This is a genomic window from Pseudomonas sp. DP-17 (assembly GCF_022380625.1).
GTDB lineage: Bacteria > Pseudomonadota > Gammaproteobacteria > Pseudomonadales > Pseudomonadaceae > Pseudomonas > Pseudomonas nitroreducens_A.
The window spans coordinates 86,681-106,474 of record NZ_JAKSXG010000018.1; the positions used below are offsets into that span (position 1 = coordinate 86,681).

A 19,794-nucleotide genomic window follows, 5' to 3' on the forward strand; every position below is an offset into this window, starting at 1 on the left:
TCAGCGATGAGAGGGTTCCGGGGATCACCCACCAGGGGTGATCGCAGCGGAGCCTAGCCCGAAGGCTAGGCTCTAGGTTTTAGGTACCGAGCCGCACGAGGCGTCCAGGTAGGTTCATCCGTGGCGGTGAGCTTGACGCTCCTTCTTGTGCCGTTGAATGACTCGATCGAGCAGAAGCGCGGTCACACCCATCGTGACCGTGAACGAAACGACCGCAATCACACCAATGCCAAGAGGACTCATTCGCCTTCTCCTTTCAGATCTTCCAGTACAGCCATGATGAGACTGACTACCAGGCAGAGAAATCCTACCACAAGTAGCCAAGCTCCCCACTCAAGGTTGTCGACTCGTTCGTCCGGCGGCAAGCCAAGCAGCAGCAAGCCAGGCACGATAAAGCCGGCTCCCATGGCTAGAAAGAAGTTGATGAACCAATCTTTCAATTTCGTCTTTTTCATTTACTACCTCTCAGTTAATGCGCAGAGGTAGCCCTTGCGGGAGACTCCCGCACAGGGTTAATTATTTCCAACTCCAACCCATTGGGCTGAGTTACTACGCTTACAGCGAATCCAGTTCCTTCTGCATAAATCGCATGCGGAAGTTTTCTGTCGAGTGCAAGGCTTTCAGCCTTACGGACAGCTGCAAGGGAATCGTCGAAGTGCATTATTGCCACCCACGTAGAGTGAGAGGCTTCCCGTGAGGGGGAGCCCCTCAGGGTTTTATTCAGAACGTAATGTTCTGGCGGGCCTTTACCAGACTTGCTGTTTGAGACTGTTTGGCAGTCTCGAGAGTTCGGTCGAACAGGCCACAACCAACTTGGATGCCACCAACGGTCAGTGCGACAATAACGGCCAGAATTTTCATTTGTGTATCTCCATTCGCAAACAGCAGACGGAGATACCCCATGCGGGATTTCTCCCGCTGTGGGTTTGTGAAAGCATCTATCTGAAAATCCAGAATCAATGCTTTGTTTTTAAGCCAGTTTTAAAGCCTGGCTCCGCTTTTCCATCCGCACATACATGCTTCAGGAGTTGCCCAACCACATAGGTGGTATAGGCGCTTGGCGAGTGCAACACTGCACATCGCAAAGTTCGGGTGCCCCGTGGGGCTTTTCGTGTTTCAACCCTTTGATTGCTTGATGGAGATGATACCAAACTGCTCCATCTGAACAAGGTAGGAAAATAAGAAAAGGCGCCTACAGACGCCCTTTTTTATTTACGCACCTTGCGGAGAAAATACCCGCTGGCCTCTTTTGTGTCGGAATCGGTCTACCACCACTTCCATTTCACTTTCCAATATCACCGGTTGTTTAAAGCCTTCACCCTTAACATGCTGCAACATCAGCACGCCCCCAGACTCCAACTCCCATAAATGGACTTTGGTGTCGCCACGGGAGGCCCAGGCCTTTCTCTTCACGGTGGTACCGGCAGTCATCTGCGCTGCAGCGAGGATTGGATTCATGCTGCTCACTCCGAGTTGACGGAGCGGCCCCCCATACGGAGTGACGCCCCGTATGGGTTGTGCATGTCGCCGGCTACGCCGGCGGTCCTGCTGTTGCTATTGCTTGCAGTAGCTGTTGATTGCAGTCGTTTTCTGGGAAGCCCAGGCAAGTGCCTGCGCGCGGCGCTCTATCGTCATGTAGCGCCAGCTGGTGTCCACTGCGTCCTGGAAGAAGCCGTAGGCGTCGATCCATTCCCAGTAGATGCCAGCGTGATCTACGCGGCCGAGATCGTGAGCTCGCGGGCGCAGGAGTGAGAACACCTGACTGAGGTTGTTCCCGACCAACGCTGCGCGTACCAAACTCAGTTCACCCTGGCCCAAGACCGCGGAGCAGACCTTGTCCAGCAACACCAATCCGCTGCGAACCAGGTCGCTCTGAACGGCGTTTACTTCTTGCTCATTGCGCGCACGAAACTCCAGCGCCTGCCGGCGCAGGTTTTCATGGTTGAGGTCCATCTTTCTCTCCTTTCGATGCCGAAAAGAGAAAGCCCGCGAGGGGCTTTCCCCCTCGGCGGGCTTTTTTACAGTTTCAGCTTTGTCTGCAGTTTGCGGCAGATCCAGAGAACACCGTCCCGCACATCCTCGTGATCCGCACCGCGGTCAAGGTGAGCCTCAGTCCAGGCGTTACAGCAAGCCCGGAAGCTGAAGGGATGGTTGTCATCACTTTGGATCCACAGCAGTGCATCCATCCGCGTTTCGTTGCTCGACTGGGGATGAACCAGTTGGCGCAACGTGAGCTTCAAGAGGTACTCCCTGAGCCACTGAACGTAGTCGTCAGTAACTTCGTCTTCCCCCCTCAACCGTTCCAGCTCTGCTTCGGACATCTCGATGATGTCGAGAAGACCGAGTTGGATCACCTTGGCAGCAGTGGAGCGGCGCGGGCGTGGCCCGAAGGTTCGGCGTTGGGTTACGACCTGCTCCCCGAACAAATCGAACAGGGGCATGGCAAGTGCAATATTTTCCATTTCAGACCTCCACATTCCGCACGGAGGTCTCGCCCATTGGGGGAGAACCCCCAATGGGATGATTGGTTACGTCAGGCGACCAGTGCCTCTCGAACGAGCTCGTAGAGCGCGCTCTTGAGGTTGGATACTTGACCTATCGCTTGGTACCTCGAGAAGCACTTGGCAAGGACTGTGGCGGTAGCCTTTCCAAAACCCAGGCCAAACACCTCAATACCGCTCGCCTCGCAGCGCGCGACCAGTTCCCTCACCTGCTGCTCAGTTCCGGAGTCAGGCTCGCCATCGGTAGCAATCAGGAGCAGCTTTCTCTCACCCGGTGCCCGAAGGACCTCGCAGGCAGCTGGCCAGAGCGCCCTGACCAGGGGGGTTCCCCCCTGAGCCGAAGCACCAAAGCCACCCTCTCGCACCGCGGATACAAGCCTTTCCCGCCAACTCTTGATCAGCGCGCAGCGCTCCACACCATCACCACACATGTTCGGGAAGGACATCGCCCCAGTCGTGACTTGGGGGATGCTCTCCAGAGCATGGAGGACGGCATAGATCGCGGCTTCAGCTTCTCCCATCGCTTCGCGCATGCTTCCCGACTTGTCCAACAGCAATTGCACCGCTGCTGAACTTCGCTCTGCACGCGCCTTGTGACGGTAGATCCTGGTTTCCCCCGCCGGCAGCATGGCCAGGCGCCCGGTATCCAAACGCTTCCCGGAACGCCTAAGGCTTACTCGGCAATCCACCTTCGCCTGCAACAGCCCATACAGGCACTGTTGAAGTCCGGACGACTGGAATACTCCGTACCGGACGCGCGACTCGCCTTCCATTTGTGATCGGTCCATTGCGCGACCGCCCAAGGTGAATGGCGAGAGATTTGGCGGGTTGCTTTTAGCTCCCTGAGTCAGCAGAGCAGCGGCTACGTCACCCACGTCGGAAACCAAACCATCGAGATCAGCTTCCGAGGCCTCCATGGCCAGCTCGCGCAGGTTAGGAGCCCCGTCAGGTGCGCTTTCCCCTGAAGCATTCGGCTTTGCTGCTTCAGCAGGTCCATCGCAGGGCTCAACAGCCCCTTGATTCCCCGCCTCCGATGCATCGTCGCCGGAACTGTTTGGCCCTTCCTGGTTGGGCTGTTGCCCTTCCTGGTCAGACTCACCTGTCTCCGGCGAGCCGGGTTCGTTAGCATCCCCTGGCTGCGGATCGTTCTTATCGCGTGGCGCCTCAGATGAGGACGGCAGCAACGCAATAATCTCGTCGACCAACTGGAGTACTTCCCAGGTGGACCCGCAGTCGAGCGTCCGCTTCACTACCTCCATCACCGAACGCGCCGCGTCGGTGCCGATGAGAGAGTCCAGACGGGCGAGGTACGCCTTTGCCGGAACCTCTAATTGCGGCTCCTGCAGCAGCCAGTAGCCCCCGAAAAGAACAGCGTTGGCGACGACGTGCAGCGGAGGACATGCGTCCACCGAAGCTGCCACGAACGGCTCCAACAGAACCTTTCGATTGAGGTAGCGGAGGTTGTCCTCCGTGCCCGGGTACTGCTCCATGCTTAAGCGCTCGATACGGATATCTTCGAGCGCATTCAGCAGGTGCCGGCGAAACGCGACAGATTTACTTTGCTCAAAGGCTTCCAAGTCGGTGTTGCGGACGTGGGAGCACTCGTGGTCGATGTAGCCAAAGGCCAGGTCCAGGTCATCGTCAGCGAAAGGGACATACACCTCCCTGTTCACATTCGTGTAAGCAACCGAGCCTTCAACAAACACCTTTACGCCGGTTTTCTCGGCCAGGTGTTGAGCGTAGATCGGCAGTGAGCCGACCAAGGATTTCGTACTCATCGTTGTCTCCTTTCTCGCCACCGCAGAAAGGAGTTCTCCCCTTGCGGAAGAGAACTCCCGCACGGGGTTTTTGATGGTTAGAACCAGAAGTTTTGCGGTATCGGTTGAGGGGCTACCTCCACCGGCGCCGGCGTTGCTGGCGTTGGGCTCGGGATCTCAGCTACCGCCGGGGCGGGAGCATCTACCGGGAAGAGCAGATCGGCGGGCTCCTGTTCGGCACTCGCTGCAGCTGAAAACAGCTCGGCGAGTTGTACCTGTTTAGGCTCCACTCGATCCGCATCACAAGGAGCCGTTGACGTGACCTGCAGTGCAGGTGCGCCGGCGTTTCCCTGGGCCAGATTGAGGTTTTTGACGAGTCGCCGAATCGAGTCCTCGTCGCTCAGGCTCGATACCAGCGTGACCACAGTGTTGTACTCCACCCCCGACACAGGACCAGCCTGCGGCAGGGATGCCAGCACCTCTTCGATATGGTCAGTCAGCACCTTCACATCCGATGACAGGAACATGAGGCCTCGGAGTTTCGTGCTGATTTTCCGCACGGTGTTCAGTGTCACCTGAGTCACCTGGCCCCGCGTCGCGAGTCCCGTTTCCAGGAGCCGGAGCGCTGTATCTGCCGTTTCAGCGTAAAGCTGATCTGACAATCCACGGACCTGCTTACCGAGCGTGTCGGACAGGTGAGTATCACCGTCCGGAGCCACTCGGCACGCGGCATAGCCGAATTGCATTCCTTCCTCGACTTTCGCCTTGGGCGTCACCGAAGCTTGAATTGCATTTCGCCACTCTTCTTTGTCCCATCCCTTATCAATCCAACGCTTGACCAGGTGGTCATAGTTAGAAATGAACCAGGTTTTGGCTGTATAAAATTCATCTTTGAGTCTTTCGAGCTCTGCGATCACTTCTTGGATTCGGTCCTGGGAAACTGCGTAGCCCCCCAAAAACTTGACCCCATGTGTTTCTAGAACAGCAGTCGCTTTACGCTTGAGTTTCTCAAAAGGCTTTAAAACTTCAGGATCGATGACGCGCATTGACCCGAGTGACGCCAAAGTTTCTGGCGGAACTTTACCCTCAAACATCGAAGGCTGAAGTTTCTTTCTTGCTGTCCAAAGATGAATATCTGAAAGATCCACCAGCAGAAGCTGCTGAAGAATCTTAATTTCATTAGGTTGAATAGCCATTGTGATTTTTCCTTTCTCTCGAACATGAAAGGGGAAATCACGCCCTGTTTGGGGGATGACTCCCCCAAAGGGTTTTTACTTCCAGTCGTTACCGAACACGCTTTTCGCGATTTGGTTGATGGCGATTTGTTGGACTTGATCGCAGCGATTGAGCAACGACTCGAATAACGCAGTTTTGGCCGGCTCGTTGACGCCTTGGCTGGCGTAACCAGTTGCAATTCGCGCCCAACGCAGCACTGTCCTGGTGGACATCGTTACGCTGAGGTATTGGCCGTTCTTGCCCTGATGCTGGTCACGAATCGAGTTCGCAATCCGCACCATTCGTTGGGCAATTGACGCGTCAACCTGAGGTAGAGCATCCAGCAATGCCTTCAACTCTTCATCCTCGGACAGGTACGGGCATTCGAACACCCGGAACCGATCCAGAGACGCTAGGTTTTGCATCATCGTTCCCGCGTGCAGTCCGTTCCCGTCCCCTTGGCCTCTGGTGTTACCACAGCCAACGAAGCGGAAGTTCGGATGCGCGTTGACGACCTCACCGTTGTTTTCTGCAATCACCAGCGGACGGCCTTCGAGTACAGCGTGAAGGCCAACGGTGACTGCAGGATCCAAGGTGTCCCACTCATCCAGCACAAAGAGGAATCCATTGCGCATAGCCTTGGTGAGGGGGCCATCAACAAACTTGGTGTTTAGATCCCCGGTCAGCTGGTCGGTGACCGGCAGGTTGTACCCCACCAGCTCCGGCATCTCCATTCGGCTATGAGCCGAGACAGTAATGCATGGCCAGTTCAGCCGTGCTGCCAGTTGCTCCACGATCGAGGACTTGCCCGATCCGGTTGGCCCCACCAGCAGTGCGCTGTCCCCGAAGGGTGCGTACAACCAGTTCATGAACGGTTTGAGCAACATCTCCCGGAAGAAATACTTCTTCTCCGGGGGAACGTACATTTGCCATTCATGCCCCGATGAGAAGGCGGGTGCCGTCTTGTCGGAAACAAAACCAAAAGCCGAAACAGGGACTTGTGCGTTGAAATGCATTTGAATTTCTCCTTTCTCTCAAGCGAGGCCCAGATAAGGAGAATCCCCAAGGGGATAACTCCCCAGAGGGTATTTTTTAGTTAGATCAAGCAGCAGGCACTAACGCGATAACAGTCAGGCCTTCATCAATCGATTTCTTTGTGAAGCTAACGACCGGCGTAATTCCGTGATACATCAACTCACGGCACAGCGCAGCGGTCATCCACGGCGGGCAACTGACCAGAACGGTCTTGTGCCCAGTCTTCTTCGACTCTTTAACAGCGATCTCGCCCAAGCGCTCAACACGCTGAGTGATGACCTCAGTTGTCGGCGCGCTCGGGAAGTACAGCAGATCGCGGATTTCTTTAAATTCACTCCAGCTGGAAATATCCTGAACTCCAAAGTTTGCAAGTTCGCTGGTGGTTTTGAATTTGGTCAGGTTGATTACGTTTTCCATTTCTCGCTCCAAGTTGAAGCGGAGAAATTCCCACACGGGGAAATTTCCCCGCGAGGGTTTTTAAGCTGTTGTGTCGCAGCTGACGACCCGTGCAGAGCACGGACAAGCACCAGCGCTCATGCGCTAGCGTTTGATTCTGGAGGATGCGGAGCCGGGAGGCTCAACGCTTGAACGGCACAGCCGAAGGCTGTGCGAGGAAATTCTTGAGCTGCTTGAGCGCGCAGCTTACGCACCTTTCGGCCCCTGAATCATGCCGGCTTGCCGCCAGGGCTGCAAGCCTCTGGCGGTACGCAAAATTGCGAAGTTTGCTTCAAGCAGACGCTCGCTCCCGGCGCATTTCAGCATGGCTCTTCATGATCACCAGCTGGGTGATGGGATTGATGACAAGCACTTTTCGGGCGCGCGTGTTCGCAACGTACAGCAGATTCAACTCGTCCTTGCGCTGTTCTGGCGTGACCTTTTCTGTATCGAAGATATCGGGGAAATCGTCCTGCAGGAGCACCACGTCCCATTCCAATCCCTTCGCTTTGTGTGCCGTGCTGACGACAATGTCCGCCGCGGCCGGGTCATCGGTGGTGTGGTCTCTCAAGTCAGCCACCAACCTGGGGATGTCGTGATGTTCTTTGGTGATCCGGACCAGGCGATTCATTTCGGCATCTTTGCTCTCCTCCGCCGCCTCGACGAAGGTCCCAAAGTCACCAAATGGTCTGAATAGCCGCTTGTTCCGGATGTCGCCGTGACGATTCGACTTCAGTGCATGCACGTCCTCGAGGTCTGCTAGCTGGTAGGCCTCGATACCCCCAACCCAGTAGACCATCTTGCCGGCTAGCACAGCGTCGATCGCCGTCATCAGCACTCCCATGACAGTACGGTTCAGCACGGTGTAGTGCCCACAACCGAACGGCAGCGACGTCATCACTTTATCCCTGGGACCCAACCCAACCAGTGGTCGTGTTTCACCCTGCTGCCGGAGGATTGCGTTGGCTACGCCGGCGATCATCGGGCCGAAGCGGAAGCTATTGGTCAGGTACATGACGTCAGCGCCAGCCTCGACCTGCTGGTCCAATGCGTTCTCGGCTCCGCGCCAGCGGTAGATTTGCTGCCACTGGTCCCCAACAAAAATCTTCCTGGCTTGCTGCCCGGCGACCAACGCCGCGGTCACTGGGTTACTGTCCTGGGCCTCGTCGAACAGGATGACGTCGTAGTCCAGAACCGGTTTGCTCAGTTGGTAGAGCTTCAGGTAAGCGTCGTGCTGGCACGGCAGAGAATGCTCGACATCGATCATCGCCTCCCACAGCCGAGCCGCGTTGGCCATCAGCTTGTCGATATGGGCTTCCCCGCAGGTCTCGTACGTTTCCTGGTCCAATGCAGCCGCGACGTGGGGAAGCATGACCTCAGAGTCGGCGCTCGCGAGGAAGGCATTCAGGACAGCGATCGACTCTCGGACATCTGCCCATTTCCTGGTTTCCAGAAGCTCGGCGGCGTCTGTCAGCCTGATATTCCCAAGCTTGTGGTCGTAGAGCCGCCCGAACTGCGGCCAGGCCAGCTGGTGGGACGTTTTGCAGATCACGTTAGGCGGGAACTTCTGTGCCCCTTCGTCCCTGATAGCTCGGTTGTATGCCAGGTAGAGGATCCTGAGATTCGGATGGGCGTTGGCGTATGCGACGAGGGTCCAGGTCTTGCCACAGCCGGCGTATGCCTTTACGACCAGCTTGTTCCCCTCGTAGCCGATGATTGGCTGCTGCTCTGCGGTTCCGATCACGCCTGGCCCCTCCCTGCCCCACCCTTCCGGCTGTCACAGCGCCAGACGAAGAAGACTCCCGCGCCGAGCACCCATGTGCCAAGCACTTGATCCAGCTCTCCGCCGGCGGGCAGGTATCGCAGTACCAGGCAGATCGGCTCGGTCACTAGGAACAAGCATGTCCAACCCTCAAGGGCGCGTGAACCACTTGCCTTGATCACCATGGTCAGCGCCACGAACCACAGACCAGTCAACACGAGGTGCTTGACGTCCTTGATGCCCGGCGCCAGGTAGGTTGCTGCAAGCACAACCAACGTGGCCACAATGATCAACCACGCCTGCTGGCGGCGCGTCAGCTTCCCAAGGCCCTCGCCCTGGTGCTTGAAACGAAGAATGGCCCAGCTGTGCCAGGCCACGGTGCGGAGGAGTTCAAGCAGGGAGTTTATGCGCGGACTATGGGCAGAAGGGGGCATCGGCACGGGCGTCTCCAGAGGAAGTATCTGGATATCGTCCCAGCGCTATTGGGAAAGAAATGCTTTTTTCAGACGAGATTCTGGCCAGAAAGATAGCCGTACCTCCTAGATTGCCCCCCTGCTATCCGCAGGCTCCTAGATTGCGCATGAGAGCATGCCCAGTCACGGGGCTGGTGATAGTAAGCTTGTGGGTGAACAAACGATCAGCTGACGCGCCCCCCGGGTCATGGCCACGTAAAGATGCTGGGCAGTCATTTCGTGGGGCTCCAAGATCACAGCCACGTCAGCTTCCAATCCCTTGAGCAAGAGCGTGCTGCCCACGCGACGGCGCGATTGAGTCCGGCCGGTGTGCCGCTGCCGCTCTCGAACCTGCAGCGCGGCGGCATACAGACTCGCTTGGCTACCCTGGGCCGACTGCAGCGAAGCTTGGCAGCTATACAGTAGCTCCGGCCTGTAAACGCGAGTCTGGGGATCACGGCTTGTCGCCGTGAGGAAACGATGCGCCTCGACGAAGCTTGGAGCGTTGGCGAAAGCCACTGCGGCGGCTTCTACAGCAGAAGGGGGAGTCTGTGGCCTTCCTTCGCGCAGAATCCTTACGCGCTCAAGCAAACGAGCGGCTCCCACCCCCGTCATTACGTTGCCGGCAAACTGAACGAGAACCGTGAGCGCGTCGGCGGCCGTCGGGTTGAAGGCTCTGGCAAACTGAATGAGTTCTGGTAAATCCACTCGCTCCACCACGGTGGTGCCTGGCGTTTGGCTGGCAAAATCGTTGCGGCGCGCGGGTCGCCTTGAGTCCCCTATTACCAGCACGCTGTCTTGGCCCCCGTTGCCACGCACCTGCGCCGCCTGACGACGTTGGGCATCTGCGGTATCTGCCTGCAACTGAACCCACAGCACCTCGGCGGGTGCTGTCAGCAAGTCCACCGGCTGCCCTGCTTGAAGTTGATCCCGGATATTCAACAACCATTGGCCCAACGCGGGAGTGCCGGCGCGGTGCCAACGCCAAGGTGTCTGCAGTGTACCCGCCGTGGGGAAGTAGGACTCCACATCCGTCTGCCAATTCACCAGAGTGTTGCCGGCGAAACCGAAGATGGCCTGCATTGGGTCGCCCAGGACGCAGGTCGGGAGCACCTGAGCCGCCCACGCGATCATGCAGTGCTGCGGAAGGTTGCAATCCTGGTACTCGTCCACCAGCAGCCGCGCATAACTCGCCTGAAGGGACTGAGTGATGTGACCGGCCTGCAATAGGCGCGCCGCGGCCGCCCGAATAGCAGGGTAATCCTGGCCGGGATTGGTCAGTTCGAGCGCCACCGGCGCCAAACCGCTGCGCATAGGAAACTTCGCCACCAAGCGCATTGCAAATCCGTCGATCGTCGCTATCCGGTAGGCCAAGCTTGGGATGGCGGCCTGTGCCAAGCGGGCCCGCAGCGCGGCCACACCTGCGTTGGTGTGGGTTAAAACGAGGATGGGTTTGCTACCGGTGTGGGCAGCCAGGGCTTCTGCGATCTGTTGAGTCTTGCCGCATCCTGCCGGCGCGGTGACCGAGCCGCGATTTATCGCAAGAAGATCAATCTCAGGCGGCATGGATCCATGCCCTCAAGTCGTTCAGCAACGCAAAGAAAGCTGGATCGCCTTGTTGAGCATGTGGGCCGACGATCTGGCGCCCGACGTGCTGGTAGGCAGTCACACTCTTGAACCAACCATTCCTGGTGCGAGCCGCCTGACCAAGGCACTGCCGAGTCGGAGGCGCATACGGAATGTTCTGAGCCCGGAACTCGTGGATCGCTTCCAGCGTAAGCGTATTGTTCGACTTCGAGCGTACATGCTCCGCGACAGTCTCGGCTCCCTTTTCGTCCACCGCTAACGCGAGCAGCGCATCGATGGCCTGGTCGGGAAGACTGAGGAAAAGCTCGTCCTCCAGAGCACGGCCAGCGCGCCATGTCTGCACGTAGATCCCTTCACTCAGAACTTCCTCCAGCAGAACCTGAGTGTGAGGTTTGTCGGCATCGATGAACACCATCACTCGATAGCCCAGCCGCCGAAGAGCGAGGCCACGCTGCAGGCACAGGTCCGGCGTGCTACCGCCGGCGTTTACATAGGATCCACCCAGCGCAAAGAAGGACGGGTGTCCGATTTCAGACCAATATTGGTCTAGCCCCCTGGCCAGGCCGATTTCGCTTGCCCCCTCACAGACCAGCACAGACTTAGCCAGAAATGCCTCAGGATCTGAACGCAAGGTGCTCTGGACATGATCCAAGTGCCCAGGTGCGCGTACTTCGTGGAAGTCTTGCTGTCTTCGGACGATGAACAGCTGCGAGCTACTGAGCTCACGCAGTGCCACCGGTGAGTGGGTGGTCAGGAACACTTGCAGGGGCGCAACTGCATCTTTCGCACCCAGCGAGTCCAACAAACGCTTAAGGCGATGCGGTTCCAGGCCGTATTCAACCTCATCGACCAGAGCGATGGTGGACGCTTGCGCAGCCGCTCTCTGAAGCCCAGCCGTGAGCAATCGTGCCGAACCGGTCCCCAAGGCGTGTAGTGGTACGCCTCCTTCGTCATGTAGCGCAATCGCACCATCGCCTATGGAGACCGCGTGCGCATCGAGCAGCGCCTGGACCTGCCCGATACTTACCCCCAAGTTGAATGCGGTCTGCCCCACAATTTGGAGGGTCTGAGCGAGCTGGACGCTTGCCTGGGCACCAAATCCGTTACGGGCCTCGCGGGCGGCGCGCGCGAGTTCGGACCCTAAGTCAGGACGTTCATCCGTCAGGCGGTTGAGTACCGAGCTTCGGTTCCAAGACAGATGCGCGCTGGCGTATTGGCCAATTCTGGCCGGCGCCAGCAACGCGCGATGCTTCCAGGCCAATCCGCGCTCCAGTCCCTGCGCGACGGCCCTTTCAGAGAAGAGTGACCAGACGGGTTCCAGGTCGGCCCCAACCTGCAACTGCACGCTCAACACCGTTTCGATGTCGGCGCGTGGCTCATCCTCCACAAGCCCGGTGTTCGCATCGAACCCACGGAGAAACTCGCCGTAGGTATCGAGGTTCAACAGCTCATCGGGCAGGGCCCCGACGGTGACTGTGATCCAGATGGGTTGAGCCACGTCCAGCAAATGAAAGTCGGCATCGGTGAAGCGAACGCTGCGCCGGGCGCCTAGGCAGAGATCGATGGCCTCCAGCACGCTGGTCTTTCCGCTGTCCCCGGGGCCGATTAGGCAGTTGATACCCGCAGAAGGAGCCCACTCTAACGTCTTGATAGCGCGGAAATTCTGGATCTTTAGGTGCCTGACTCGAACCATCACTGTTCCTCATCGTCTTCCGTGATTGCTGTCCTTCCCAATCCGCAGTTCTAGACAGTCAGCTACCCCTGATTCCCGACCTATCTATGCCGAGCCTTCATCCACAGGGTCTGCATGCCGTTCGAACGCGTGCCCAATTAATTCTAACATTAAGCTATCGAACCACTCGTGCGCCTCTTTCACAGTAGCAACCTCGGCGCGCGAAAGCATTAGGTCGTTCGTCAACTTAGGGTGGATAATTCGATTTCGAATCTTCACGCCGTTTTGGAAGCTATCATACATATGGTGGCCGAAAGCACCTGCGACATACTCCTCTCGCCCGAGGCATCTGCCCAAAACGCTAATAGTCAGACGAAAACCAGGAATAAACTGAAGAAAATTTTCTTTTTCCTTGATCTTACCTTTACCATCCAAAATATAGGTCTGCTCACTTAGCAAGTCATGCTCTTGCGTTGATATTTTGTACCTTCCAGCGGCTGCTTGAGCCAGAATATACTGCCTGGTTGCATATGCCACCCCTTCGAACATCGAAAAGACCGTTCTGACATACGTACGGTCTTCAAAGCCGCTGCGCAATGGATCTATATTTTCAAGACTAATAGTCGCATCTGACTTCAAACATAGGTATAGAGCGCTTAACTCCGATTTAGCAACATCCTGTTGGTGCATTTTATTCCACCCTTATAACTATCTTTTTTGCTTGTTAAATTAAACCTGCAGGAAACCGCAAGCTGAGACATGTTGTAAACAATTATCTCGGGTACTTTCACCTACTGGTCTGGCCACAATTGAAACTCATCCTCAGCGAAAGCTCGAAAGTTGGCAATCGAAAAGACTATCTCAAGATGATTCGCTTAGCATCCCCCCGGCTGGTTCCCTTTGTCCACGATGAGTGAGAGCGCTAGCAGACTGGCGGTCGAACCAACCGGTCGTGCATTGATCAACGGAAGGCACCCTCTTGCTACCTAATGAACTAAACAAGAAAGCTCTGGCGATAGGAAAAGTCAATCAAATGCGCATGGACTGGCGGCCCAATCTGTGGAAATCTAGCCATGGCCAATCCGGCTATTATCGAGATGTGCATATGAAAAGTAACGAAACCGACCAACCTGGGATGACCAATGGCCTAAAAGCTCTTGGCCACGTAGCGATCGGAATACAGTACGAGATGGGGTTAGCATTTGCGAAAGCGAACCCTAATATGTCCACTGAGGATATCCTTAAACTCGCGGCAATTGGGGCCGTGATTCAATACGATGCAGTGATTGACCAGCACTACACTGGAAAAAGCGCACCAGAAATAACATCAAAACTTCGCAACACACGCCCAGGTAAGGCTCGGTGACGGAAAGCGGGGTAGAAGCAGCACTTGTGCACCGCTTCTACCTCTGCTGCTAAACAGCTACCACCCGCCTTACATCACCATATTTTTCTTCTAAGTAGTCAGCTGCAACGTCAATACCGCAGATGTTAAAAATACACTCTGCCATCTGCCATATGGTAACTGGATTCTCTACGCCGCCCTTTTGATCTTTTTCGTAAGCATTTCGAATATAATCCCGCAGAGAAATTTCTGAAATTTCACTGGCATCAACACCTAAATTTACTCCAGTAACACCGTATTCATTACCGAATCTCTGCATTGCATCTACATCAATGCTCGCAAATACCGGTCCGCCTACGTATTGCCCACTCTTATCCGGGAATGCCACTGCCAGATCGAATATCATATCATTCGACTCTACCCAGGAATGATCAAACGGGCCTTTAGGTGACTCAACGACGCCGATTTTAATTAGCGATGGAAGCCCCTTCTCGGATAGCAACATATGGAGTATCGCCGAGGTGCTATGGCAGGCACCATGTAGCCCTAACGGGACAATCGCCTCCATTAACTCGCAAAACGCATTGAAATACCAATAATCCAGCCCCGATTGCTCCATTACATACTTGGAGCTATAAACCCATTCTTCCTTCATCATTTTTCAGGTCCATTCAATATAAATAGGAAAAAACTAAAAAATTCGATATACGTCGGCACAAACTTAGAACTACGAATGGGAGTTTATTCTGGGTGGCCTAATGAAATCATACGATCAGCAGGATACTCACGTAAAAAATCCAGGCTTACTTCCATCGTGGCTCGCAGCCACTCCTTGTAAGCTCCCTTCGGCAGAATCACTACCATGCGCTTCTCCTGCCCGGGACGATGGAAGTTCCGCATCAGAGAATGCTCGTCAGCATTGATAGTGATCATCGTGAAGCTATGCACCGTGCCGGCGTCCGGCGATTTCCATCGCTCCCATAGACCAGCGATCCCCATGAGTTCGCCGTCGGCGCGGCAGATCCTGGTGGCTACGGCCTTCCCGCTCCTCCAGTCCGGTTCGTAGATGGCGCGAGCAGGAATGATGCAGTGCTGTGCACGGCGCCAGGCGCTCCTGAATGAGGGTTTCTCCGCGATCGTTTCGCTACGGGCGTTGAAGGTGTTGCGTGCCAGCTTCATGTCCTTCGCCCAGGGCGGCAGCAGCCCAAACACTCCCATCTCGGCTTCGAAGGAAACGCCCTCCTCCGCCGCTTCTGGAGACGCCAGGCGTAGGAACGGCGCGCTGTACCCAGGGAAAATATCCTGCTGGGCATAATCCCCCATGTCGACGCCGAACGCTGCAGCAAGCTCAGCTGCTGTCGGGGACTCAAAACGGCTACACATCCTGACCTCCAAGGCCTGCAGGCCAGATTATTAGGCGGATCTCGCAGACTGACACGACACCTTCGCCAAACCCTGCCAACTGGTGGTGTACGCCGGCGTCAGCAACTCTCGCTTCATTGACCAGGTACCGACCGGTCGTTCACGGGCAAAGCGCACGGTACCGCGGCCTTCCCGCAGATTGATTGCGTCCATCACCGCCATCAGTCGTTCGCTGTTGGGGCGAGGCTGAGGGGCGAAAAGATCGCCTGTGATTGCGCCGCGCTCAGCGAACTGGGAAAGGATCACACCGGCCTTGGCGTAAGCGTAGCCCGGGCGGTACAGCGCCTTGAGACCAGTCAGCGCAGCCCGAAGCAGGTCGCGCGTGTCATCTGCAGGATACGGCATGGCCAGGATGCGAGATCCACTGTACTGCTCGCCGACAGAGAACGGACTGGTCTTGGCAAAGACCTGAATGCAGTTGGCCAGGCTGCCTTGGCTTCGAAGCTTGCCGGCGGCAATGCTCACGAACCCAGCAACTGCCTCCTGCAGATCCTCCAACGCATACACCTTGTTCCCGAATGAACGGCTCGAAATGATCATTTGCTTTCGCTCGGGGCCGGAATCTTGGAACGGAAAGCATGCTGTCCCCAGCAGCTCGCGCGCCGTCCGTTCCACGTTCACGTTGAAGTGGCGCCGCAAATGCTTGGGATCGGTACTCGCCAGCTGCCAGGCGGTATCAATCTTGAGGTCCTCGGCAAGGCGTTTCGACAATCGCGGACCTATGCCCCATACCTCTCCCGCCGGCGCATATCTGAGGAGCTTCTCCTGCCGCCCAGGATCCCTTAGGTCAACGACGCAACCAGTACGGGATTTCCAGCGCTTGGCAGCCCAGTTGGCCAACTTCGCCAAGGTTTTTGTCGGGCCGATCCCAACGCCAACCGGTAGCCCCACACTGCGCAATATCTGCTGTTGAACCATCCGCGACCATCCCTCCGGATCGCTCACACCTGCGAGATCCACAAAGGCCTCGTCGATGCTATAGACGAACACCCGTGGGGCCTCTGCCTGCAGGATGGCCATCACACGGTTACTCAAGCTCTGATAGAGCTCGTAGTTCGAAGAGAAAACCGTTACCTCGCCGCGGCTCACCAACTCACGCATCTCAAACACTGGCGTACCCATCTTGATGCCTAAACGCTTGGCTTCGTCGTTCCGGCTGACCACACAGCCGTCGTTGTTGGAGGCTGCAACCGCCGCCCGTCCTCGTAACCAAGGCTGAAAGAGCAGCTCACAGCTGACGTAGAAAGCGTTGGCATCAATCAGTGCAATGGTCATGGCACCGTTACCGCTGCAGGAGACCGTGGAGAACCCAGCAGCAGACTCCCCACACCTCCAGCACCTCACCATCACCCAGCCGCAGCGGCCGATACGCTGGGTTAGCCGGCGCAAGCATGATCTGGCCTTCAGGATCACGAACGAGCGTCTTCACAACAAACTCGGCGCCGACTACCGCCACCACCACGTCCCCTGGTTGGGCTTCTCGCGCTTTATCGACGACCAGGACATCGCCATCAAAAATTCCCATCTCCCGCATCGAGTCGCCCCAGGCCCGCAGAAGAAAAATCGAAGAAGTCGGCCGAATACCCACGAGCTCATCGAGGGACAGGTCCGGAGTCTGGTAGTCCGCTGCCGGCGAGGGGAAGCCGCAACTCGCCTGGCCGCATAAAGGCAGCTTGCGGGGAGAAAGGCTAGGGCTTACGGAAGCAACGAGCGAAAGGGGCATGGGATCACCAATACTGTACATACAACCAGTATAGGACCGTCCCCCCGATGAGGTGAAGACCGCCTCCGACCGACAGCCATTGCAGCGCTCCACCTGCCGGCAAAAACCCAGCAGAAATAATCTCCTGCATTCGCTGACCATGGCCCAGCCGCAGAACGCTTTCTTGCCACGAGACGGCAGAAAAGAACGCTTGGGATCTTTCTCAGACCTGCAAGGTTGATCTCATCCAATCACCGAGCAGTCCCATGCAAAAAACCAATCTCTCGTTCCTCCGCGGCGCAGCTGCAGAGTTAAAGCACCTGGTCCAGGACGCAATCAGCCAGGGATGGGCAGCCAGCCGTACCTCTGGCGGCCACATCAAGCTGTCCAAAGCCCGCCGGCGACCGGTGTTCGTGTCCTGCACCGGCAGCGACCAGCGCGGTTTGAAGAACGCTCGAGCAGATATTCGCCGGGCGGACGCCTGCTCTGCTGTCGCCTAACCCCAACCAAGGAAAAGACATGCCAATACGACACGCCATCGTCCACCTGATCGACAAGAAACCCGACGGTAATCCTGCACAGCTGCATGCTCGCGACGCCGAACTGGGCGACTCGCAGGCCATGGAAAACCTGATGGCCGACCTCAACGAGAGCTACAACGCCAAGCCGAACAAGGCCTGGGGCCTGTTCCAGGACGAGTCCGGCGCCTACCCGTTCAGCGGCTGGCTGACCGAGTACCTGAGCGGCAAAGACTTCGTCGCTTTCTCCAAGCAGGCGGTGGAGCACCTGGCGGCGCTCATGGAGGAGTCCAATCTGTCCGTCGGTGGCCACGTGCTGTTCTGCCATTACCAGCAGGGCATGACCGACTACCTGGCGATCGCCCTGCTGCACCACAGCGAAGGTGTGGCGGTCACCGAGGCGCTGGAAGTCTCCCCGTCGCGCCACCTGGACCTGGGCCAGCTGCACATGGCCGCGCGGATCAACATTTCCGAGTGGCAGAACAACAAGACCTCCAAGCAGTACATTTCTTTCATCAAGGGCAAGGGTGGCAAGAAGGTCTCGGACTACTTCCGCGACTTCATCGGCTGCACCGAGGGCGTCGACGGCCCGAGTGAGACGCGCACCCTGCTCAAGGCCTTCAGCGATTTCGTGGAGAGCGAAGACCTGCCCGAAGAGCAGGCCCGCGAGAAGACCGACGTGCTGGTGGACTACGCCACCAGCCAGGCCAAGATCGGCGAGCCGATAGCCCTGGACGCGCTCTCCGAGCTGATGGACGACCAGGCACCGCGCGCCTTCTACGACTACATCCGCAACAAGGACTACGGCCTGTCACCGGAGATCCCGGCGGACAAGCGCACCCTCAACCAGTTCCGCCGTTTCACCGGCCGTGCCGAGGGGCTGTCGATCAGCTTCGAGGCGCACCTGCTGGGCAGCAAGGTGGAGTACGACAAGGACCGCGACATGCTGATTATCCGCGGCCTGCCGACTCAGTTGCAGGATCAGCTCAAGCATCGCAACGACTGAAGTCGGAGCGCTAACCCAAAAGCCTATCTCGCGATGGGCTTTTTTGTGCCTGAAGATTTTCCGTAGGGCGGTCCGCGAGCAATCTCGCACGTACAGACAACCAGCCAGCGCGGTGCGCTTTTCGTAGGAGTGGCTTGCTCACGAACCTCTCTGACGTCTTTTTTTGGGTCGGAGTCTGTCTAACTTCAACGGCAGCAACCAAGCAGAAGCGGTCGTCTCACGTTTAGGAGATTCAGGCTAACTTAACGGTTGAGTCCGGCAACAACATCGCAGGGAGTTTGCATGTCCGACGTAACCGAGCCAACCAGTCAGATTCTGCTCTGCTCAAATTGCTTCACAGATGAAGGGCTAAGGATCGATGCTGCAAAGCATGGCCTTGAACAACAAGGCGAGTGTCCGAATTGCCAAAGCCCGGATGGGCAAAAACTGACTCAGGAGCACATTCTAGATCTGGCGTGGCGCTTTTTCGTGAGCGGAACTACTGTCCGGTCTGACTACGGTGCAGCGCCGGTGATTCAGTTCAATGAGTACCATTACGGTAGGAGCGACATCACTCCGTCAGCGTGGCTTGCGAATGACATGAAGCTTATCGAGGAGGCCGCTAAAATTGGATTTTTCCATTACGGGCCGCGACTGTGGATGGTCGGCGAAGTCGAGCCACTAAAGGCGCTACAGGATCCGGCGACACGCCCTCAGCTCATCGAGCGTGTACTGAGAGAGTACCCTGAAATAATTTTTAGCAAAGGTAGAAAGTTCTACCGTCTGCGCGTCAACCCAGACCATCCAGCAAATCCATTCGAGTACGACAGTCCGCCAGTAGCGTTCGCCGGTAGAGGGCGCTTGGATTCACCAGGCTTTTCCGTGATGTACGGATCACAGGACCTTGACGTCTGCATCCATGAATGCAGGGCATCAACGGAGGATGAACTTTACGTCGCAACCTTACAGAGCCAGCAGGATCTGAAGTTGTTGGATCTCTCTTACCCGCTGAAGGAAAGCGAAAACGAGTTCGAAAGTCTAGATATGGCAATTCACATGCTGTTTCTTGCTCGCTCTCACTCATATGAGATCGCCCGAGACATTGCTCTTGCTGCGAAATTGGCCGGCTTTGATGGCGTGATCTATCCGTCATTTTTCAGCCTGATCCGCACTGGCAGCCATCCTTTCGAGACAGTTTATGGCATGTCGGTTCGACACTACCATCAAGAGCGAGAGAAATATGTTGAGGCGACCACAATCCGTAATCTGGCACTATTTGGTAGGCCCATGGAAATTGGCTTGGTCAGCGTCGAGTGCATCAATCGTCTGATTCTCACCCAGGTTGGCTATCGTGGGCATTTCGGGCCAGTCGAGTATTAAACGTTTGGAGAGGCCAATCGGGCTAA

Annotated in this window: 22 protein-coding genes; 4 read left to right on the top strand and 18 right to left on the bottom strand. The window is 56.7% G+C overall.

Annotated elements, in window-relative coordinates; translation table 11 throughout:
• Positions 1-239 precede the first annotated feature (239 nt).
• From MJ122_RS27480 to MJ122_RS27545, 14 genes are all read right to left on the bottom strand, one after another.
• Complete coding sequence (locus MJ122_RS27480; protein ID WP_138526983.1) at positions 240-455, bottom strand: hypothetical protein; 216 nt, start codon at positions 453-455, stop codon at positions 240-242.
• Positions 456-720: 265 nt separating this feature from the next.
• Positions 721-861 carry a hypothetical protein gene (locus MJ122_RS27485; protein ID WP_239746885.1) on the bottom strand — a complete coding sequence of 47 codons (141 nt, stop codon included), beginning with the start codon at positions 859-861 and terminating at the stop codon, positions 721-723.
• 351 nt (positions 862-1,212) lie between these two features.
• Positions 1,213-1,458: a hypothetical protein gene (locus MJ122_RS27490; protein ID WP_024766033.1), complete on the bottom strand. Its 246-nt coding sequence runs from the start codon at positions 1,456-1,458 to the stop codon at positions 1,213-1,215.
• A 96-nt stretch (positions 1,459-1,554) separates the two neighbouring features.
• A complete protein-coding gene (locus tag MJ122_RS27495; protein ID WP_024766034.1) occupies positions 1,555-1,953 on the bottom strand; it encodes a hypothetical protein in 399 nt (132 codons plus the stop codon).
• A gap of 65 nt (positions 1,954-2,018) precedes the next feature.
• Positions 2,019-2,462, bottom strand: a complete 444-nt coding sequence (locus MJ122_RS27500) for a hypothetical protein (RefSeq protein WP_239746886.1) — start codon at positions 2,460-2,462, stop codon at positions 2,019-2,021.
• Between the two features lie 71 nt (positions 2,463-2,533).
• Positions 2,534-4,279, bottom strand: coding sequence for a VWA domain-containing protein (locus MJ122_RS27505; RefSeq protein WP_239746887.1), 1,746 nt, complete (start codon positions 4,277-4,279; stop codon positions 2,534-2,536).
• A 77-nt stretch (positions 4,280-4,356) separates the two neighbouring features.
• Positions 4,357-5,454, bottom strand: a complete 1,098-nt coding sequence (locus tag MJ122_RS27510; RefSeq protein ID WP_239746888.1) for a DUF3150 domain-containing protein — start codon at positions 5,452-5,454, stop codon at positions 4,357-4,359.
• Between the two features lie 75 nt (positions 5,455-5,529).
• Positions 5,530-6,489: an AAA family ATPase gene (locus MJ122_RS27515; protein WP_239746889.1), complete on the bottom strand. Its 960-nt coding sequence runs from the start codon at positions 6,487-6,489 to the stop codon at positions 5,530-5,532.
• Positions 6,490-6,574: 85 nt separating this feature from the next.
• Positions 6,575-6,925 (bottom strand): hypothetical protein, encoded by a 351-nt coding sequence (locus MJ122_RS27520; protein WP_239746890.1) that lies wholly within the window; start codon positions 6,923-6,925, stop codon positions 6,575-6,577.
• Positions 6,926-7,235: 310 nt separating this feature from the next.
• Positions 7,236-8,687 carry a 3'-5' exonuclease gene (locus MJ122_RS30205; RefSeq protein ID WP_239746891.1) on the bottom strand — a complete coding sequence of 484 codons (1,452 nt, stop codon included), beginning with the start codon at positions 8,685-8,687 and terminating at the stop codon, positions 7,236-7,238.
• Complete coding sequence (locus tag MJ122_RS27530) at positions 8,684-9,145, bottom strand: hypothetical protein (protein ID WP_239746892.1); 462 nt, start codon at positions 9,143-9,145, stop codon at positions 8,684-8,686. Before MJ122_RS27530 ends, MJ122_RS30205 begins: the two co-directional genes overlap by 4 nt.
• 156 nt (positions 9,146-9,301) lie before the next feature.
• Positions 9,302-10,723, bottom strand: coding sequence for a UvrD-helicase domain-containing protein (locus MJ122_RS27535; RefSeq protein ID WP_239746893.1), 1,422 nt, complete (start codon positions 10,721-10,723; stop codon positions 9,302-9,304).
• The gene (locus MJ122_RS27540; RefSeq protein ID WP_239746894.1) at positions 10,713-12,437 is read right to left on the bottom strand and encodes an ATP-binding protein; all 1,725 of its coding nucleotides are present in this window, start codon (positions 12,435-12,437) and stop codon (positions 10,713-10,715) included. Before MJ122_RS27540 ends, MJ122_RS27535 begins: the two co-directional genes overlap by 11 nt.
• A gap of 84 nt (positions 12,438-12,521) precedes the next feature.
• The gene (locus tag MJ122_RS27545; protein ID WP_239746895.1) at positions 12,522-13,106 is read right to left on the bottom strand and encodes a hypothetical protein; all 585 of its coding nucleotides are present in this window, start codon (positions 13,104-13,106) and stop codon (positions 12,522-12,524) included.
• A gap of 343 nt (positions 13,107-13,449) precedes the next feature.
• Between MJ122_RS27545 and MJ122_RS27550 the strand changes: the two genes are divergently transcribed.
• Positions 13,450-13,782, top strand: coding sequence for a hypothetical protein (locus MJ122_RS27550; protein WP_239746896.1), 333 nt, complete (start codon positions 13,450-13,452; stop codon positions 13,780-13,782).
• 49 nt (positions 13,783-13,831) lie between these two features.
• Here MJ122_RS27550 and MJ122_RS27555 read toward each other — a convergent pair whose 3' ends face one another.
• From MJ122_RS27555 to umuD, 4 genes are all read right to left on the bottom strand, one after another.
• Positions 13,832-14,419: a lasso peptide biosynthesis protein gene (locus MJ122_RS27555; protein ID WP_239746897.1), complete on the bottom strand. Its 588-nt coding sequence runs from the start codon at positions 14,417-14,419 to the stop codon at positions 13,832-13,834.
• Positions 14,420-14,502: 83 nt separating this feature from the next.
• Positions 14,503-15,144, bottom strand: a complete 642-nt coding sequence (locus tag MJ122_RS27560; RefSeq protein ID WP_239746898.1) for an SOS response-associated peptidase — start codon at positions 15,142-15,144, stop codon at positions 14,503-14,505.
• Between the two features lie 30 nt (positions 15,145-15,174).
• Positions 15,175-16,458 carry a translesion error-prone DNA polymerase V subunit UmuC gene (gene umuC / locus MJ122_RS27565; RefSeq protein WP_239746899.1) on the bottom strand — a complete coding sequence of 428 codons (1,284 nt, stop codon included), beginning with the start codon at positions 16,456-16,458 and terminating at the stop codon, positions 15,175-15,177.
• Between the two features lie 7 nt (positions 16,459-16,465).
• A complete protein-coding gene (umuD, locus tag MJ122_RS27570; RefSeq protein ID WP_239746900.1) occupies positions 16,466-16,906 on the bottom strand; it encodes a translesion error-prone DNA polymerase V autoproteolytic subunit in 441 nt (146 codons plus the stop codon).
• 245 nt (positions 16,907-17,151) lie between these two features.
• Here umuD and MJ122_RS27575 point away from each other — a divergent pair, with 245 nt between their 5' ends.
• From MJ122_RS27575 to MJ122_RS27585, 3 genes are all read left to right on the top strand, one after another.
• Positions 17,152-17,385, top strand: a complete 234-nt coding sequence (locus MJ122_RS27575; RefSeq protein ID WP_239746901.1) for a hypothetical protein — start codon at positions 17,152-17,154, stop codon at positions 17,383-17,385.
• A gap of 19 nt (positions 17,386-17,404) precedes the next feature.
• Entirely contained in the window at positions 17,405-18,409 is a 1,005-nt protein-coding gene (yejK, locus tag MJ122_RS27580; protein ID WP_239746902.1) for a nucleoid-associated protein YejK, read from the top strand.
• Positions 18,410-18,691: 282 nt separating this feature from the next.
• The gene (locus MJ122_RS27585) at positions 18,692-19,768 is read left to right on the top strand and encodes an RES family NAD+ phosphorylase (RefSeq protein ID WP_239746903.1); all 1,077 of its coding nucleotides are present in this window, start codon (positions 18,692-18,694) and stop codon (positions 19,766-19,768) included.
• Positions 19,769-19,794 lie beyond the last annotated feature (26 nt).

What these genes read in the sequence shown, in the direction of transcription:
- MJ122_RS27550 (WP_239746896.1), top strand. Translation starts at nt 13,450, where the DNA reads ATGCGCATGGACTGGCGGCCCAATCTGTGGAAATCTAGCCATGGCCAA.
- MJ122_RS27520 (WP_239746890.1), bottom strand. Translation starts at nt 6,925, where the DNA reads ATGGAAAACGTAATCAACCTGACCAAATTCAAAACCACCAGCGAACTT.
- umuD (WP_239746900.1), bottom strand. Translation starts at nt 16,906, where the DNA reads ATGCCCCTTTCGCTCGTTGCTTCCGTAAGCCCTAGCCTTTCTCCCCGC.
- MJ122_RS27485 (WP_239746885.1), bottom strand. Translation starts at nt 861, where the DNA reads ATGAAAATTCTGGCCGTTATTGTCGCACTGACCGTTGGTGGCATCCAA.
- MJ122_RS27495 (WP_024766034.1), bottom strand. Translation starts at nt 1,953, where the DNA reads ATGGACCTCAACCATGAAAACCTGCGCCGGCAGGCGCTGGAGTTTCGT.
- MJ122_RS27500 (WP_239746886.1), bottom strand. Translation starts at nt 2,462, where the DNA reads ATGGAAAATATTGCACTTGCCATGCCCCTGTTCGATTTGTTCGGGGAG.
- MJ122_RS27535 (WP_239746893.1), bottom strand. Translation starts at nt 10,723, where the DNA reads ATGCCGCCTGAGATTGATCTTCTTGCGATAAATCGCGGCTCGGTCACC.
- MJ122_RS27585 (WP_239746903.1), top strand. Translation starts at nt 18,692, where the DNA reads ATGTCCGACGTAACCGAGCCAACCAGTCAGATTCTGCTCTGCTCAAAT.
- MJ122_RS27490 (WP_024766033.1), bottom strand. Translation starts at nt 1,458, where the DNA reads ATGAATCCAATCCTCGCTGCAGCGCAGATGACTGCCGGTACCACCGTG.
- yejK (WP_239746902.1), top strand. Translation starts at nt 17,405, where the DNA reads ATGCCAATACGACACGCCATCGTCCACCTGATCGACAAGAAACCCGAC.
- umuC (WP_239746899.1), bottom strand. Translation starts at nt 16,458, where the DNA reads ATGACCATTGCACTGATTGATGCCAACGCTTTCTACGTCAGCTGTGAG.
- MJ122_RS27480 (WP_138526983.1), bottom strand. Translation starts at nt 455, where the DNA reads ATGAAAAAGACGAAATTGAAAGATTGGTTCATCAACTTCTTTCTAGCC.
- MJ122_RS27560 (WP_239746898.1), bottom strand. Translation starts at nt 15,144, where the DNA reads ATGTGTAGCCGTTTTGAGTCCCCGACAGCAGCTGAGCTTGCTGCAGCG.
- MJ122_RS27575 (WP_239746901.1), top strand. Translation starts at nt 17,152, where the DNA reads ATGCAAAAAACCAATCTCTCGTTCCTCCGCGGCGCAGCTGCAGAGTTA.
- MJ122_RS27505 (WP_239746887.1), bottom strand. Translation starts at nt 4,279, where the DNA reads ATGAGTACGAAATCCTTGGTCGGCTCACTGCCGATCTACGCTCAACAC.
- MJ122_RS27510 (WP_239746888.1), bottom strand. Translation starts at nt 5,454, where the DNA reads ATGGCTATTCAACCTAATGAAATTAAGATTCTTCAGCAGCTTCTGCTG.
- MJ122_RS27515 (WP_239746889.1), bottom strand. Translation starts at nt 6,489, where the DNA reads ATGCATTTCAACGCACAAGTCCCTGTTTCGGCTTTTGGTTTTGTTTCC.
- MJ122_RS27540 (WP_239746894.1), bottom strand. Translation starts at nt 12,437, where the DNA reads ATGGTTCGAGTCAGGCACCTAAAGATCCAGAATTTCCGCGCTATCAAG.
- MJ122_RS27555 (WP_239746897.1), bottom strand. Translation starts at nt 14,419, where the DNA reads ATGATGAAGGAAGAATGGGTTTATAGCTCCAAGTATGTAATGGAGCAA.
- MJ122_RS27545 (WP_239746895.1), bottom strand. Translation starts at nt 13,106, where the DNA reads ATGCACCAACAGGATGTTGCTAAATCGGAGTTAAGCGCTCTATACCTA.